Raw genomic sequence first — 16871 nt, forward strand, 5'->3', positions numbered from 1 at the left:
ATGTTATAATTAACCTATGCTTGATTGAAGGAGTAATGAAATGGTAGTCGGAAGAAATCGAAACGCTCAGTTAGTGATTAATGAAGATGCAATTTATACTAATATTAGGGCCGAAAGACAACGGTTAGACCAACAAACCGAGATGTTTATGGTGGTAAAAGCCAATGCATATGGTCATGGAGCGGTTCAAGTGGCACGCATTGCAAAGCAGGCGGGAGCAACTGGGTTTTGTGTGGCGATTTTAGATGAAGCCATTCAACTCCGGGAAGCTGGTTTTGTGGATGAGCCAATTATGGTATTGGGGATAACTGATGTGGAAGACCTGCCCTTGATTGCTAAGTATAAGGTTGATGTGACCGTTAGCTCCGTTGCGTGGCTGAAACAAGCTAATCAAGTTTTTACCGATTTACACCTAAAAAATAAAATTAAACTGTTTTTAGCGTTAGATACCGGAATGGGGCGGATTGGTTTACAAACTCCTGCCGAAGTTAACCAGTTTCTTGCATTTTTGAAAACCAACGCGAATCATCTAACTTTAGATGGGGTCTTTACCCATTTTGCGACAGCCGATGAGCAGAAACAGGATTATTTTGATTTTCAATACCAAAACTTCAAAACCTTGATGAAGTGTTTTAAAACCCAACCGCGCTACGTATCGGTTGCCAATTCAGCAACGAGCCTATGGCATCAGATTACTGGAGCAAACATGATTCGGTTTGGCGTAGCGGCTTATGGTTTGAATCCTTCTGGAAACGAATTGACAGCACCTATCGAGTTACAGCCAGCGATGAGTCTAACGACAGAATTAGTTTATGTGAAAAAAGTTAATCCGGGACGTGCAATTGGCTATGGAGCAACGTATACTGTAGACCAGCCGCAATGGATTGGTACCGTGCCCGTCGGCTATGCTGATGGGGTACGCCGCGCGATGCAGGGCTTTCAAGTTTTGGTTGATGGGCAACTTTGTCCGATTGTCGGTCGGGTATGTATGGACCAATTCATGGTCCGCTTACCTTATGAGATGAAGCCTGGAACTGAAGTCGTGATTTTTGGTAAACAAGGAAAGCACACGATCACGTTGCAACAGGTTGCCGAACAGTGTGATACGATTCATTATGAAATTGCGTGTGGATTTACGGAACGCCTACCACGGGTTTATCAAAAACAAGCAAAAAATTGGAGAGATAACGATGAAATGTCATTATAATTTAAATAATAAAGCGTTTGCCAGTTTTAATGCTAAAATTGACGAACACCACGTAGCCATTGTGAATGCCGTTTTTGATAAAAATCCCGTGGTTAATCAAATGATCCATGGGTATGATGCGATGAAAATCATTAATCAAGAAATCATGGCAGAATATGCTGAAGCCACGAAACAAGATCTTACGCAGACCTTAGTTGATATTTATAACCATGATCCTAAATTTAACGGTATGAAGGGGGATCTCAAATGACAGAAACCCGAATCAAACGGGGGGACATTTTTTACGCAGACCTATCACCAGTGATTGGGTCTGAGCAAGGTGGTTTACGACCCGTACTAATTGTCCAAAACAACATTGGTAATCGTTATAGTCCGACGGTAATTGTCGCGGCGATTACGGCCAAAATTTCCAAACCTAAAATGCCAACTCACGTGGGGATTAAAGCTAGTAAATCAGGAATTGAAAAGAATTCTGTGGTTTTATTAGAACAAATTCGGACGATTGATAAGCAACGTTTAAAAGATCGCGTGACGCATATTTCTGATGCTATCATGGAAAAAGTCGATAAAGGATTGGCCCTTAGTGTGGGACTAACCGATTCAATTAATTAACAAATACATAAAAAAGGAGTGAGTTTTCTCGCTCCTTTTGCCTTTTTAAAAACCTTTGTAAACCTAGTAATATGGTACAATGAAGGTGATTGTTACAATTCGAGTAAGGGGAAATTACTAATGAAAATGATTGTTGGATTAGGAAATATTGGAAAAGAATATCAAGATACTCGGCACAATACCGGTTTTATGGCGGTAGAAAAGTTTGCCTCCGAACACCGCATTGCGATTAATCAACAAAAAATGGATGCCATGTTTGGAACTGGAATGGTCGATGGCGAAAAGGTGATGGTTGTTGAACCCACTACCTATATGAATGAATCAGGACGGGCCGTTCATCCGTTAATGCAATTTTACAAGTTATCCCTCGATGACTTGGTAATTGTGTATGATGACATGGACTTACACGTGGGTCGAATTCGCTTACGGACTCATGGATCAGCAGGTGGTCATAATGGGATTAAAAGTCTAATTGCCCACCTTGGTACTGATCAATTTAATCGAATTAAAATTGGAACTGACCATCCCAAACGGCAAAGTGTCGTTGATTATGTGTTAGGTAAATTTACCTTAGAACAACAAGGTCCTTTAGCAGAATCACTTGATAAATCAGTCAAGGCCCTTGATGAATGGGTGGCTGGCACTAATTTTGATAAATTAGAAAATAAATTTAATTAAGTAATTCAAATCTAAAGGATTGGAGGTGGAATTTGATGCAATTAAACCAAATTTTTAAAGAGGTTCCCCAGTACCAAACGGTTTTAGATAATTTAAAGCCAGATACGAAACAACTAGTCACGGGAACGACTGGTTCTGCACAAAAACTAATGCTCAGCGAGGTGTTAAATGATACCCAGCAACCCATGATTTTTGTGACAGACACGATGGATCATGCTGATCAAGCAGTGAAAGAATTTATGGAAGTTTTACCGGCCGAGCAAGTCTATGAGTTTCCGGCTGAAGAACTAATTGCGGCTGAAGTAGCGACTAGTTCACCCCAATATCGGGCAGCTCGTGTCAAGGCGATGCATGCCTTACAAAGTGGCCAACCAGTGGTCGTAGTGGCTTCTACTTCGGGATTGAAACGTTATTTACCAACACCAGCTGATTTTAAAGCCGGAGAATTGACCGCTACGATTGGGAGTGAATTTGATTTTGCTAAGTTGCAAAACCAATTAGCCAGTATGGGGTACTTGCGGACTAATTTAGTTTCGGTTCCAGGGGAATTTGCCATTCGGGGTTCCATTATTGACATTTATCCGTTAAATTCCGAATATCCGGTGCGCTTGGATTTCTTTGATACCGAAGTTGATTCAATGCGTTATTTTGACGTGGCTACTCAACGAAGTGTAGAAAACATCGAAAATTTAACGGTGTTACCAGCAACTGATTTTTTACCATCCGAAGCGGACCGCCAACACGGGATTAAAGCGTTAACTAACCAACTGAAAAAAACGGATAACGCCGATTTAATTAAGAACATTGAGTTAGTGACGAAGGAATTAGCAACGAAGGCCACTGATTCGTTATGGATGCAGTATGCCGAATTTATTTTTCGCAAAGAAACTTCCATTTTAGATTATTTAGCACCGAACGGGAGCGTGGTGTTTGATGACTATGCTCGGATTCGGGATGCAAATAAGCAACTAGAAACTGATGAAGATAATTGGAAAAATTCAGTTTTGCATAACGATGAAATTTTTGCAAAACAAAAATTTAGTTTGAATTTCAAAACGGTCATTGAAGAAGATCAGCATCCGAAAATCTTACTTTCTCTTTTTCAAAAAGGGTTAGGGAGAATGCGGCTAGATGACATTGTAGAAATTAAAGTACGGCCTGTACAACGCTTCTTTGGACAAATGCCAATGTTAAAGACGGAAATGGATCGCTACGAGCAAGAAAAAGCGACGGTCATTATCATGGTTGCCAATCAGGACCGGATGCAAAAAGTTACCCAAACTTTAGCTGATTTTGCGATGGAAACCATTCAAACTAACGTTAATGAAATTCAACCGCATCGGATTCAAGTAGTAACGGGTGATTTAGACGTGGGGTTTGAATTACCGCTAGCCAATTTAGTGGTGATTACTGAAAATGAATTATTCAAGCGGGTTAATGAACGGAAAAAACCACGCCAAATTCGCCATCAAACGTTTACGAATGCAGAACGAATTAAAAGTTATACGGATTTAAAACCGGGTGATTTTGTGGTGCACGTTAACCACGGAATTGGACGCTATGATGGGATGAAAACCCTAGAAGTTGATGGAAAACATCAAGATTATTTGACAATCACCTTTAAAGATGGTGCCCAAATTTTTATTCCGGTTACGCAATTAAACCTAATTCAAAAGTACGTAGCTTCTGAAGGAAAACAACCGAAGTTAAATAAACTAGGTGGAAATGAATGGGCAAAGACTAAGAGTAAAGTTTCGAAAAAAGTGGACGATATCGCTGATGAATTGGTAGAACTTTACGCAAAGCGGGAACACGAACAAGGCTTTGCTTTCCCAGCGGATGATGAATACCAAGAAGCTTTTGATGCTGACTTTCCTTATCAGCCTACCCCTGATCAGGTGCGTAGTACGGCGGAAATTAAGCACGATATGGAACAACCCCATCCGATGGACCGCTTATTAGTGGGAGACGTTGGGTTCGGAAAAACGGAAGTAGCGATGCGCGCTGCCTTTAAAGCAGTTGAAGCGGGCAAACAAGTAGCCTTTTTGGTGCCCACCACGGTGCTCGCCCAACAACATTATGAAAGTTTAGTGAAACGGTTTGCTAATTTCCCCGTGAGCATTGGGGTTTTATCAAGGTTTAATAGTGCTAAACAAACCCGGCAAGATTTGGCAGAACTAAAAGACGGGAAACTCGATATTGTCGTGGGAACCCATCGAATCTTATCAAAAGACGTGGTGTTTAAAGACTTAGGCTTACTAATTGTCGATGAAGAACAACGTTTTGGGGTTAAAGCCAAAGAGAAAATTAAAGAATTACGGTCTAATGTGGATGTGTTAACCTTAACGGCGACCCCCATTCCACGGACTTTAAATATGTCGATGATGGGTGTCCGTGATTTGTCCGTAATTGAAACAGCACCGGCCAATCGGTATCCCATTCAAACGTATGTTGTAGAACAAAACGATGCGACGATTGTCGATGGAATTCGCCGTGAGATGCAAAGGGGTGGTCAGGTCTTTTATTTGCATAATCGGGTTAAAGATATTGAACAAGTAGTCGGCAAACTCGAAAAATTACTTCCAGATGCGCGGATTGCTTACATTCATGGGCAACAAACCGAGACGCAAATGGAAAGAATTCTCTATGATTTTGTCAATGGAGATTATGATGTTTTAGTAACCACCACGATTATCGAAACTGGAATTGATATGCCCAACGTTAATACTCTGTTTGTGGAGAATGCGGATCGAATGGGACTTTCCCAGCTGTATCAAATTCGGGGACGAATTGGCCGAAGCAATCGAGTGGGGCAAGCTTACTTTATGTATCAACCCAATAAGGTCTTAACCGAAGCCGGAGAAAGCCGACTTGAAGCCATTAAAGACTTTACGGAACTTGGTTCAGGATTTAAGATTGCGATGCGTGATCTATCCATTCGAGGAGCCGGAAACGTTTTAGGTAGTCAACAACATGGATTCATTGATTCGGTTGGTTACGATATGTACACGAAGATGCTTTCGGATGCCGTGGCACAAAAACAAGGGAAACACCGAAAAATTGACAAGACGGATGCGATGGTTGAACTTGGCATTGAAGCTTATTTGCCATCTGATTACATTGAAGATCAACAACAAAAAATTGAACTATACAAACGAATTCGGCAAATGGATAGCATTGAACAATTTACCGAATTACAAAGCGATTTAATTGATCGGTTTGGAGAATATCCCCCAGCCGTTGCTAATTTGTTAGATGTTGATCTCATTAAAATGTTGGCGGATTATGATTTAATTACAAAAATTCGCAAAGTCGATCAAGCAATCAACGTAACCTTCAGTCTCTTGGGCACCGAGCTCTATTCTAGCAAAGAAATTTTGGAAGCTATTGCAAAAACCGACTTTCGGTCAACGGTTAATCAAGTGTCCGGACAGTATCAAGTCAAATTAATTGTCCAACCAACCATGGAAGTAATTGACTGGTTAACGAATTTGAAACAATTTGTGCAAGCCTTAGAGAAAATTAGAAACGAGCACGAGAGTCAGCAAGCAAAAGCAGAGGATAAACTACATGAGAATTGATAAATTTTTAAAAATTTCACGAATCATTAAACGGCGGCCCGTTGCCAAGAAAATTACTGATCAAGGTCGGGTATTCGTCAACGGTAAAGTCGCTAAATCAGCTAGTAAAGTGGGAGTGGGCGATGAACTTTTAATTAAGTTTGGAAATAAAGAATTAACGGTCCGCGTCGACCAATTATTGCAAACGACCAAAAAAGCAGAATCTGATCAAATGTATACTGTGCTTGATGAAAAATATATTCGCGATTATGATAAAGAAACAGAAGAGTTATTGTAAAATACAACTTGTTGATGTATCATGGTTGAAAGAATAAAAATAGCATTAAGCAGATGGAAGGGATTAAGTTGGCAAGACGTCAGAGTAATGTAGCACAATTACATGCAAATCTTGGAAAACCGAAACAACAGCAGCCATTAATATCACAACGACGAAAACGGAGAGCGTTGGTGTTGATTGGTATAATTGCTGTGGTGACGCTTTTTTTAGGCATCCAACTAATTTCTACAAAATCCCATCTTAATCAAGTAAACGCGCAAATTCGGACCGAAAAGTCCCATTTGAAGAAGCAAAAAGCAACGGCGAAAGATTTAAAGCAAAAAACGAAGCTACTTAAGAACGAAAATTACGTTAAGGACTTAGCTCATTCTAAGTATGGGTACGCCCAAAAAGGAGAAACTACTTACCGTTTAAGTAGTGACAAGCAATCAAATAACAATTAATGGGAGTTTATTAAAACTTCCATTTTTAGTTATGTTATAATTAAAAACAATATTATTTAGGAGGATCGGCGATTGGCTCTCAAAGTTGGTGACATTGTTACCGGAAAAGTTTCTGGTATTACAGGATTCGGTGCGTTTGTTGATTTGGAAGATCATAAAAATGGCTTGGTCCATATTAGTGAAGTTTCAGATGGTTTCATCAAAGATATTCATGATGTTTTAACGGTTGGCGATGAAGTCAAAGTTAAAGTAATGAAAATTGGCGATGATGGTAAAATTGGGTTATCGATTCGGGCAGCTAGCGACAAGCCCAAAGCCAGTGGGAAACCACAACGTGCGTCCCGTCCACAAGCACATGGTGCTCGTCCTCATGCTTCGCATTCCAAACCCGAAAAGTTTGATGATTTACTTTCTAATTTTTTGAAGAAATCAGAAAGTCGGTTATCAGATATTAAAAAGAATACTGAAGGTAAACGTGGTGGCCGTGGCGGACGCCGTAGTTAATTAGAAACTGAGCATTTAATGCTTGGTTTTTTTGTTAGGGGGATTTTTCGTGAATTTAGCAACTCGATTTGAACAAGAAGTGCTACAGAATCACTGGTGGCAAAAGGCACAACCAATCGTCGTAGCAGTTTCAACTGGAGTAGACTCAATGGTTCTCTTGGATTTGTTGCAACGTTTATCACAGCTGCGGCCGAACGTGATTGTAGCTCACGTTAATCATCAACTCAGGGAACAAAGTGAAACGGAAGAGCAGTATTTACGAGGTTATTGTCAAAAGCACGGTTTAAAGTTATTCGTGAAGCGCTGGAATCATGATCAATTAACGAGTGGAATGGAAGCTCAAGCCCGGCAGTTTCGGTATCAATTTTTTGCAGATGTCATGCGCCAAACCGGAGCACAAGTCCTCGTGACGGCCCACCAACAAAATGATCAAGCCGAAACGGTTTTAATGAAACTAGTTCGTTCGGGTAATTTAAATGAGGTCACTGGGATTAAGCCAATTCGAGCTTTTGCTAATGGTAAATTGGTCAGACCGCTTCTGAATTTTAGTCGCTTAGACATTGAAAAATATGCCACTTCTAAACCTTTGACTTGGTTTGAAGACCAGACTAATCAAGCTGATGATGTGCAACGAAATCGGATTCGTCATCACATTTTACCAAGTTTAATTAACGAAAATCCCAGTGCAGTGACACACTTAGCTGCGTTTGCTACGCAATTACAAAAACAAAATTACCAATATCAACAACTAATGCAGCAGCAACTACATGTGTTACCCGGGTTTAAGCAAACTGAAAATTTAATTGAAGCTAATTATTCTGAAAAGTTACCGTTAGACTTAATTCTGTCGCAAATGGTCAAAGCATTGGTTCCCGTTCAACTGACCACTGCGCAATTATTTGAAGTACAGCAGCTTTTACAAAATCACCAGAAACCACAGGGAAAGATTCAGTTAGGAAACGGGCTAGAATTTCAAAAAGTTTATCAAAAAATGAAAATTAAAAAAGTCCAAAGCAAGAACAAAATTTTTCGTGAAACAGCTGATTTTATGGTAGTATTAAACCACTGGTATGATTTGCCCAATGGCAATTCAGTTGCTATTTTTAATTCTGAAAAGGTTCCTAAAGGAGAGTATCAACGCCAAAGTTATTTTTGGTTAACGGAGTCCCAGTTTCCCCTGCAAATTCGGCCAAGTGCAGCCACTGATCGAATTAAATTAAAGGGTGGAGGGAGCAAACGCTTACGTCGCGTTTTAATTGATCAAAAAGTCCCTAATGAGCAACGTAAATTAGCGCATTCCGTAGTTGATAATCATGGTGATGTACTCTCAATTTTAGGGATTCAGGAAAGTAGCACGAAAAAAGCACAACAAACAAATTTGTACGTATTATTAGTTAAATGAGGAGATTATTCATGAACGACGATATCCAAAAGGTCCTTTATAGTGAAGCAAAGATTCAAGAGACTTGTGCTGAATTAGGTCAACAACTAACTAATGATTATCAAGATAAAAATCCACTAGTTGTCTGTGTTTTAAAGGGAGCTGTACCCTTTATGGCTGACGTGATTAAACGGATGAACATTTATATGGATCTTGATTTCATTGATGTTTCTAGTTATAAGGGTGGTACTGTTTCCACTGGCGAAGTTGAGTTAGTCAAAGATCTTGATACGGATGTTAAGGATCGCGATGTTTTATTTATCGATGATATTATTGATACCGGTCGCACTTTAGACTATCTAAAGAAGCTACTTAAAGATCGGGGCGCCAAATCAGTTAAAGTGTGTACCTTAATGGATAAGCCCGAAGCTCGAAAAGTTGATACAGTTCAAGCTGATTACGTTGGTTTTGACGTCCCAAATGAATTTTTAGTGGGTTATGGCTTAGATTATCAAGGTAAATATCGTAATTTACCATACGTTGGAGTTTTAAAACCTGACGTTTACGAGGCTTAATCATCGTTTCAAATCATTAAAAGTGATAACATTTGTTTGTTAAGCAATAAAATTATGGAGGACACAAATGAAAAATAATAAAAATGGACTTTTTAAAAGTAGTCTGTTTTATATCATCGTCTTTGTGTTAGCAATGGGAGTAATCCTTTTTGCAACTGGTGGTGGAACTGGTGGCAGTTCTGCTCAAAGTCAAAAGATTCAATCAAGTCAATTTACCAATGATTTGAAGAGCGATAAAGTTAAAAGCTTTGCAATTGAATCTGGTGACGGTGTTTATAAAGTAACTGGAGAGTACCGAACTCCACAAAAAGTGAAACAAGATAGTGGCTTGGCCTTTAACGTTAGTTCTCGTGGAATTACTAAAGCACCAAAGGAAACCACTAAGACTAGCAAGTTTACAACGAACGTGGTAAAAACTGATTCTTCAATTAAAGAAATTAATGAATTAGCCAAAAATCACAACGTTAAAACTACTGCCAAACAAACCCAATCAAATGGATTTTGGTTGAACTTAATTGTTTCCATTCTTCCATTAATCATCTTCATTTACTTGTTTTACATGATGATGAAACAAGCTGGTGGCGGTGCTGGTGGTCCCGGCGGAGTGATGAAAGTCGGAAAGAGCCAAGCTAAACCAGTTAAAAGTAAGGTCCGTTTCAAGGACGTTGCTGGTGAAGATGAAGAAAAACAAGAATTAGTGGAAGTGGTTGAATTCTTGAAAGACCCTAAGAAGTTCACTAAACTTGGAGCTGAAATTCCAAAGGGGGTTCTTTTAGAAGGACCTCCAGGTACTGGTAAAACTTTACTTGCTAAAGCCGTTGCCGGTGAAGCTGGAGTTCCATTCTTCTCACTTTCTGGTTCAGACTTCGTAGAAATGTTCGTTGGAGTCGGGGCAAGTCGAGTTCGTGACTTATTTGCCCAAGCTAAAAAGAACGCTCCTGCTATCATTTTCATTGATGAAATTGATGCCGTTGGTCGAAAACGGGGAGCTGGTATGGGTGGTGGACACGATGAACGTGAACAAACCCTTAACCAATTACTAGTTGAAATGGATGGTTTCTCTGGTAATGCTGGAGTAATTGTGATTGCCGCTACTAACCGGGCCGATGTCCTTGATCCTGCCTTAACTCGTCCTGGTCGTTTTGACCGGAAGATTTTGGTTGGTCAACCTGATGTACGTGGCCGTGAAGCTATTCTTAAAGTTCATTCTGAAGATAAACCAATGGGTCCAGATGTGGACTTAAAGGAAATTGCTAAACAAACCCCTGGATTTGTGGGGGCGGACTTAGCTAACTTACTTAATGAAGCTGCCTTATTAGCCGCTCGTCGTGATGGTAAATTCATTACCGCTGCGGATATGGATGAAGCAGAAGATCGAGTAATTGCTGGTCCTGCCAAACGAAACCGAGTTATTAGTAAGCACGAACGTGAAGTGGTTGCTAACCATGAAGCTGGTCATACAATTGTTGGATTAGTTTTAAATGATGCTCGTGTAGTTCACAAGGTTACGATTGTTCCTCGGGGACGTGCCGGCGGATATGCAATTGTCCTTCCAAAAGAAGATCAACAATTACTATCGAAGAAAGACGCCCTTGAACAAATTGCTGGTATGATGGGTGGCCGAAGTGCAGAAGAAATTGTTTTTAATTCTGAATCTTCCGGTGCCTCAAATGATTTCCAACAAGCCACGCAAATTGCTAGAGCAATGGTTACCCAATATGGGATGACTGAAGAATTAGGAACAGTAGCATTGGAAGATCCGAATGCCAATCAATATTCTTCACCAAAATACTCTCAAGATACGGCTGCTAAGATTGATGCTCAAGTTAAACGTTTTACTGATGAAGGGCATAAAAAAGCGCGTGAAATTATTGAATCACATCGTGAACAACATAAGTTGATTGCTGATGCGTTACTCAAGTATGAAACGCTTGATGAAAAACAAATTTTAAGTTTGTACAATACTGGTAAGATGCCTGAAGAACAGGTTAAACCAGAAGACGAACAAGAAAGTTTTGCAGAAGCAAAGAAAATTGCTGAAACAAAAGATCGTGAACAAGAAGAAAAACTTGAACATAAAATCAAAGATGATGACCATCAGGATTCACAAGATTAAAATAATGAAAAAGAACGTGAGCAGAAGTGCTAGCGTTCTTTTCGAATTTAAGGAGAATTAAGATGAAAGCTAATGATGTATTAGTAAAAGCTCTTACAAAAGATCAAAATTTTCGAGTATATGCCATTAATGCTACCGGAGTAGTTGATTATGCCCAAAAGAACCATGATTTATGGAGTACTTCAGCGGCAGCCTTAGGTCGTACGTTAGTAGCAACTTTATTACTGGCTAACTCTGCCCTTAAGGGAAAAGAAACTATGACAGTGCGTTTGAATGGTCAAGGACCAGTTGGTTTTATGGTGATTGATGCAGATGCAAATGGTCACATTAAAGGATACATTCAACATCCGCACGTTAACTTACCGTTGACGGAAGCTGGCAAAATTGATGTTGCTCAAGGAGTTGGGACTAACGGATTTTTGGAAGTCCTTAAAAATCAAGGTGGCAAAGAACCTTATACTAGTAGTGTTCCGTTAGCTAGTGGTGAAATTGGTGATGATTTTACTTATTACTTAGCCATGTCTGAACAAATTCCTTCCGTAGTTGGCGTTTCAGTTGATATTAATGGTGAAAACCAGGTTCAAGCAGCAGGTGGTTTTCTTATCCAGACGATGCCAGGAGCTGATGATGATGCCATTACCAAGCTAGAAAAGAAATTAAAAGAAATTCCTAGTATTCCGACAATGCTAGCGGAAGATCCCAATCCAGAACATATTTTAGATATTTTATTTGGCAAAGATAATTTAAACATCGTGCAACATCTACCCGTATCCTTTGAATGTAACTGTTCAAAAGCAAAATTTTCCCAAGATATTGCAGGAATTGGTGAAAAAGATTTGCAACAATTAATTGATGAAGATCATGGTGCAGAAGTAGTTTGCAATTTCTGTGGTAAAAAATATGATTTCTCTGAAGCTGATTTAATTAAAATGATTAATGAAAAGGAAAAAGATTAATGAGTAAAGATAGAGCATGGAAATTAGGTAACGTTCAAATTGATAATCCCCTCGTCGTAGCACCAATGGCTGGAGTTACTAACTCAGCATTTCGTTTGATTTGTAAAAAATTTGGAGCTGGCCTTGTGGTTTGTGAAATGATTTCTGATCGAGGAATTATGTATAACAACAAGAAAACACTTGATATGGTTAACGTGGAAGCTGCGGAACACCCCATGAGTATTCAAATTTTTGGGGGTAACAAAGATACTTTGGTTAATGCAGCCAAATTTATCGACCAAAAAACAGCTGCTGATGTAATTGATATCAACATGGGTTGTCCAGTTAATAAAGTAATTAAATGTGAAGCCGGAGCACGTTGGTTATTGGACCCAGATAAAGTGTATGAAATGGTTTCTGCAGTAACAGCTGCCGTTGAAAAGCCAGTGACCGTTAAGATGAGAACTGGTTGGGATGACGAACATCTGTATGCGGTTAAAAATGCTTTAGCGGCCGAAAAAGCGGGAGCTGCTGCCGTCGCTATGCACGGTCGGACACGGGAACAAATGTACATGGGTCACTCTAATTGGGAGATTCTTAAGGAAGTTTCAGATGCCTTAACCATTCCATTTATGGGTAACGGAGATGTTACTTCTCCACAAATGGCTAAACAAATGCTTGATGAAGTTGGGGTAACTGCCGTTATGATGGGACGTGCCGTTGAAGGTAATCCTTGGATTTTACAACAAACTAATCACTACCTTGAAACGGGTGAGTTATTACCAACTCCTAGTATTGCAGATCAAATGCAAGTGGCCAAAGAACATTTGCATGGTTTAGTTGAACTTAAAGGTGATTACGTTGGGGTGCATCAATTTAGAGGACAAGCCGCATACTACCTTAAAGGTTATTCCCATTCTGCTCGGGCTAAAGTTGCAATTACTAGTGCGGAAACTGAAGAAGAAATGATTAAAATTATGGATGATTTTGTAGCGCAAACCGAAGCACGGAATAAAAAACGGGCAGTGAGAGCGCATGAACGTGTTTAATTATGGTAAAATTAAACCAGTTATTTAGTAGTTTGGAGGAATTATTGTGGCTCAAGATCCTAAGCAAAAAAGAAAACAAGAAAGACAAATGAATGATCAAATGCGAGTTCGTCACGAAAAAATGGATGAATTACGTGAAGAAGGAATCGATCCTTTTGGTCATGAATTTAAACCAACCGCTTTAGCGAAAGCTCTAACTGAAGAATATGACAAATATTCAAAGGAAGAACTCGAAGAAAAAGACGTTACTGTAACCATTGCAGGACGGATGGTAGCTAAGCGGGGAAGTGGTAAAGTTGGATTTGCTGATATTCTAGATCGTTCTGGAAGAATCCAAATTTACATTCGGAAAGACATCGTTGGCGAAGAAAAGTACCACATCTTTAAACGTTCAGATATCGGTGACTTCCTCGGTTTTACGGGTGAAGTAATTAAAACTGATATGGGTCAATTAACGATTAAAGTGACGGATGTTACTTTCTTATCCAAAGCCCTTCGTCCACTTCCTGATAAATTTCATGGTTTACAAAATAAAGAGCAAAAGTATCGTCAACGTTACTTAGACTTGATTTCTAACCGTGAAAGTTTTGACCGTTTTCAAAATCGTGCCAAAATCATTAGTGCCATTAGAAACTTTTTAGACAACGAAATGGACTTTACTGAAGTAGAAACACCAGTATTACATGCTTCTGCTGGTGGAGCTTCTGCTCGTCCATTTATTACGCATCACAATGCCTTAGATATTCAATTATATCTTCGAATTGCACTTGAACTTCACCTTAAACGGTTAATCGTTGGGGGAATGGGTCGAGTATACGAAATTGGCCGGGTCTTTAGAAATGAAGGAATGGATAAGGAACATAACCCAGAATTCACTGAATTAGAAAGTTATGCTGCTTACTTTGACTTTAAAGATGTCATGGATGAAACCGAAGGAATTTTCCGGGCTGCTGCTAAGGTCGTTACCGATGATGGAAAAGTTACTTACCAAGGAAATGAAATTGACTTAGGTAAGTCATTTAAGCGTGTTCATATGGTAGATGCGATTAAGGAAGTTACTGGAGTTGACTTCTGGCCTGAAATGAGTGTTGATGAAGCCCGTAAGTTAGCTGATGAACATCACGTTAAGTACGAATCATACTGGAAAGTTGGTCACATTATTAATAAATTCTTTGAAGAATTTGTGGAACCAACCATTGTTGATCCTACTTTCGTTTATGGTCATCCAATTGAAATTTCTCCATTAGCAAAGAAAAATGCTGATGATCCTCGCTTTACCGATCGATTTGAACTTTATATTCTTGGAAACGAATATGCAAATGCTTTCTCTGAATTAAATGATCCAATTGATCAAAGACAACGGTTCGAAGCCCAAGTTGCCGAACGGGAGGCAGGAAATGATGAAGCTCAAGGAATTGATGAAGATTACATCAAAGCCTTAGAATATGGAATGCCACCTACTGGGGGATTAGGAATTGGAATTGACCGTTTAGTAATGCTCTTAACTGATGCACCATCTATTCGTGATGTTTTATTATTCCCTACGATGCGTCCGGAAGAAGATCAAAATTAATTAAATAGTTTATAACTAAGTGATTGAATTCTTTTTTGAATTCAATCGCTTTTTTTATTGAAAAAATTTAAAAATAGTGTTGACATTAATTACAGAAGTCGGTAATATATTAATTGTTCGTGAGAACTTATTAATTGTTTTTTATAAAAAATGTTTTTATTTCTTGACATTTTTTAATTAACAATGTAATATATTATATGCACTGTAAATGGTGCTTGAGTAGATCTTTGAAAACTGAACAAGATTTTGATTACAATAAAGTGTAAGGATAATTTTTAAACTTAGTTTAAAAATTAAACAAATATGCAATGTCAATTTGCAAAAACAAATAAATAAGAGCTAGTAAAGTTCTCATTTCTAAAATGAGAGTTTGATCCTGGCTCAGGACGAACGTTGGCGGCGTGCCTAATACATGCAAGTCGAACGAAGTCGCCCATTTGATTCTTGGTGCTTGCACCAGGATGATTTTGGATCCGACTGAGTGGCGAACTGGTGAGTAACACGTGGGTAACCTGCCCAGAAGAAGGGGATAACACCTGGAAACAGATGCTAATACCGTATAACAACAAGAACCACATGGTTCTTGTTTCAAAGCTGGCCTTTGTGCTAGTGCTTCTGGATGGACCCGCGGCGTATTAGCTAGTTGGTGAGATAATAGCTCACCAAGGCGATGATACGTAGCAGACCTGAGAGGGTAATCTGCCACAATGGGACTGAGACACGGCCCATACTCCTACGGGAGGCAGCAGTAGGGAATCTTCCACAATGGACGAAAGTCTGATGGAGCAACGCCGCGTGAGTGAAGAAGGGTTTCGGCTCGTAAAACTCTGTTGTTAGAGAAGAACAGCTGTGAGAGTAACTGCTCACGGTATGACGGTATCTAACCAGAAAGTCACGGCTAACTACGTGCCAGCAGCCGCGGTAATACGTAGGTGGCAAACGTTGTCCGGATTTATTGGGCGTAAAGGGAGCGCAGGCGGTTTATTAAGTCTGATGTGAAAGCCTTCGGCTTAACCGGAGAAGTGCATCGGAAACTGATAAACTTGAGTGCAGAAAAGGATAGTGGAACTTCATGTGTAGCGGTGAAATGCGTAGATATATGAAGGAACACCAGTGGCGAAGGCGGCTATCTGGTCTGTAACTGACGCTGAGGCTCGAAAGCATGGGTAGCAAACAGGATTAGATACCCTGGTAGTCCATGCCGTAAACGATGAATGCTAGGTGTTGGAAGGTTTCCGCCTTTCAGTGCCGCAGCTAACGCATTAAGCATTCCGCCTGGGGAGTACGACCGCAAGGTTGAAACTCAAAGGAATTGACGGGGACCCGCACAAGCGGTGGAGCATGTGGTTTAATTCGATGCTACGCGAAGAACCTTACCAGGACTTGACATCTTCTGCCAATCTAAGAGATTAGGCGTTCCCTTCGGGGACAGAATGACAGGTGGTGCATGGTTGTCGTCAGCTCGTGTCGTGAGATGTTGGGTTAAGTCCCGCAACGAGCGCAACCCTTGTCTTTAGTTGCCAGCATTAAGTTGGGCACTCTAGAGAGACTGCCGGTGATAAACCGGAGGAAGGTGGGGACGACGTCAAATCATCATGCCCCTTATGTCCTGGGCTACACACGTGCTACAATGGGCGATACAACGAGTTGCAAAACCGCGAGGTCAAGCTAATCTCTTAAAGTCGTTCTCAGTTCGGATTGCAGTCTGCAACTCGACTGCATGAAGTTGGAATCGCTAGTAATCGTGGATCAGCATGCCACGGTGAATACGTTCCCGGGTCTTGTACACACCGCCCGTCACACCATGAGAGTTTGTAACACCCAAAGTCGGTTGGATAACCTTTTTAGGAGTCCGCCGCCTAAGGTGGGACAGATGATTAGGGTGAAGTCGTAACAAGGTAGCCGTAGGAGAACCTGCGGCTGGATCACCTCCTTTCTAA

General features: G+C 40.1%; 14 protein-coding genes and 1 rRNA gene. All 15 read left to right on the top strand.

Annotation, left to right across the window (positions count from 1 at the left end):
* Nucleotides 1-40: 40 nt before the first annotated feature.
* The 15 genes from alr (at nucleotide 41) to ACEPSS_RS04760 (ending at nucleotide 16867) form a co-directional block, all read left to right on the top strand.
* Nucleotides 41-1207 (top strand): alanine racemase, encoded by a 1167-nt coding sequence (gene alr, locus ACEPSS_RS04690; protein ID WP_395317854.1) that lies wholly within the window; start codon nucleotides 41-43, stop codon nucleotides 1205-1207.
* On the top strand, nucleotides 1191-1457 hold the full coding sequence (locus tag ACEPSS_RS04695) for a hypothetical protein (RefSeq protein WP_395317856.1): 267 nt from the start codon (nucleotides 1191-1193) through the stop codon (nucleotides 1455-1457). Before alr ends, ACEPSS_RS04695 begins: the two co-directional genes overlap by 17 nt.
* Entirely contained in the window at nucleotides 1454-1819 is a 366-nt protein-coding gene (locus tag ACEPSS_RS04700) for a type II toxin-antitoxin system PemK/MazF family toxin (protein ID WP_395317858.1), read from the top strand. The genes ACEPSS_RS04695 and ACEPSS_RS04700 overlap by 4 nt, the downstream gene beginning before the upstream one ends.
* A 120-nt stretch (nucleotides 1820-1939) precedes the next feature.
* Complete coding sequence (gene pth, locus ACEPSS_RS04705) at nucleotides 1940-2497, top strand: aminoacyl-tRNA hydrolase (protein WP_395317860.1); 558 nt, start codon at nucleotides 1940-1942, stop codon at nucleotides 2495-2497.
* A gap of 35 nt (nucleotides 2498-2532) precedes the next feature.
* Complete coding sequence (gene mfd / locus ACEPSS_RS04710) at nucleotides 2533-6078, top strand: transcription-repair coupling factor (protein WP_395317862.1); 3546 nt, start codon at nucleotides 2533-2535, stop codon at nucleotides 6076-6078.
* Entirely contained in the window at nucleotides 6068-6355 is a 288-nt protein-coding gene (locus ACEPSS_RS04715; protein ID WP_395317864.1) for an RNA-binding S4 domain-containing protein, read from the top strand. Before mfd ends, ACEPSS_RS04715 begins: the two co-directional genes overlap by 11 nt.
* A 68-nt stretch (nucleotides 6356-6423) precedes the next feature.
* Nucleotides 6424-6798, top strand: a complete 375-nt coding sequence (locus ACEPSS_RS04720; RefSeq protein WP_395317866.1) for an FtsB family cell division protein — start codon at nucleotides 6424-6426, stop codon at nucleotides 6796-6798.
* 72 nt (nucleotides 6799-6870) lie between these two features.
* Complete coding sequence (locus tag ACEPSS_RS04725; RefSeq protein ID WP_395317868.1) at nucleotides 6871-7302, top strand: S1 domain-containing RNA-binding protein; 432 nt, start codon at nucleotides 6871-6873, stop codon at nucleotides 7300-7302.
* Nucleotides 7303-7351: 49 nt separating this feature from the next.
* Nucleotides 7352-8704, top strand: a complete 1353-nt coding sequence (gene tilS / locus ACEPSS_RS04730; protein ID WP_395317870.1) for a tRNA lysidine(34) synthetase TilS — start codon at nucleotides 7352-7354, stop codon at nucleotides 8702-8704.
* 11 nt (nucleotides 8705-8715) lie between these two features.
* The gene (gene hpt / locus ACEPSS_RS04735) at nucleotides 8716-9258 is read left to right on the top strand and encodes a hypoxanthine phosphoribosyltransferase (RefSeq protein ID WP_395317872.1); all 543 of its coding nucleotides are present in this window, start codon (nucleotides 8716-8718) and stop codon (nucleotides 9256-9258) included.
* A 67-nt stretch (nucleotides 9259-9325) separates the two neighbouring features.
* Nucleotides 9326-11374 carry an ATP-dependent zinc metalloprotease FtsH gene (ftsH, locus tag ACEPSS_RS04740; RefSeq protein ID WP_395317874.1) on the top strand — a complete coding sequence of 683 codons (2049 nt, stop codon included), beginning with the start codon at nucleotides 9326-9328 and terminating at the stop codon, nucleotides 11372-11374.
* A gap of 62 nt (nucleotides 11375-11436) precedes the next feature.
* Nucleotides 11437-12330 (top strand): Hsp33 family molecular chaperone HslO, encoded by an 894-nt coding sequence (gene hslO, locus ACEPSS_RS04745; protein WP_395317876.1) that lies wholly within the window; start codon nucleotides 11437-11439, stop codon nucleotides 12328-12330.
* Entirely contained in the window at nucleotides 12330-13358 is a 1029-nt protein-coding gene (dusB, locus tag ACEPSS_RS04750; protein ID WP_395317878.1) for a tRNA dihydrouridine synthase DusB, read from the top strand. Before hslO ends, dusB begins: the two co-directional genes overlap by 1 nt.
* Nucleotides 13359-13446: 88 nt before the next feature.
* Complete coding sequence (gene lysS / locus ACEPSS_RS04755) at nucleotides 13447-14931, top strand: lysine--tRNA ligase (RefSeq protein ID WP_395320494.1); 1485 nt, start codon at nucleotides 13447-13449, stop codon at nucleotides 14929-14931.
* A gap of 358 nt (nucleotides 14932-15289) precedes the next feature.
* Nucleotides 15290-16867: ribosomal RNA gene (locus ACEPSS_RS04760) — 16S ribosomal RNA — on the top strand.
* Nucleotides 16868-16871 lie beyond the last annotated feature (4 nt).

This window comes from Fructilactobacillus frigidiflavus (assembly GCF_044054575.1).
In the GTDB taxonomy this organism is placed as follows: Bacteria; Bacillota; Bacilli; order Lactobacillales; family Lactobacillaceae; genus Fructilactobacillus; species Fructilactobacillus frigidiflavus.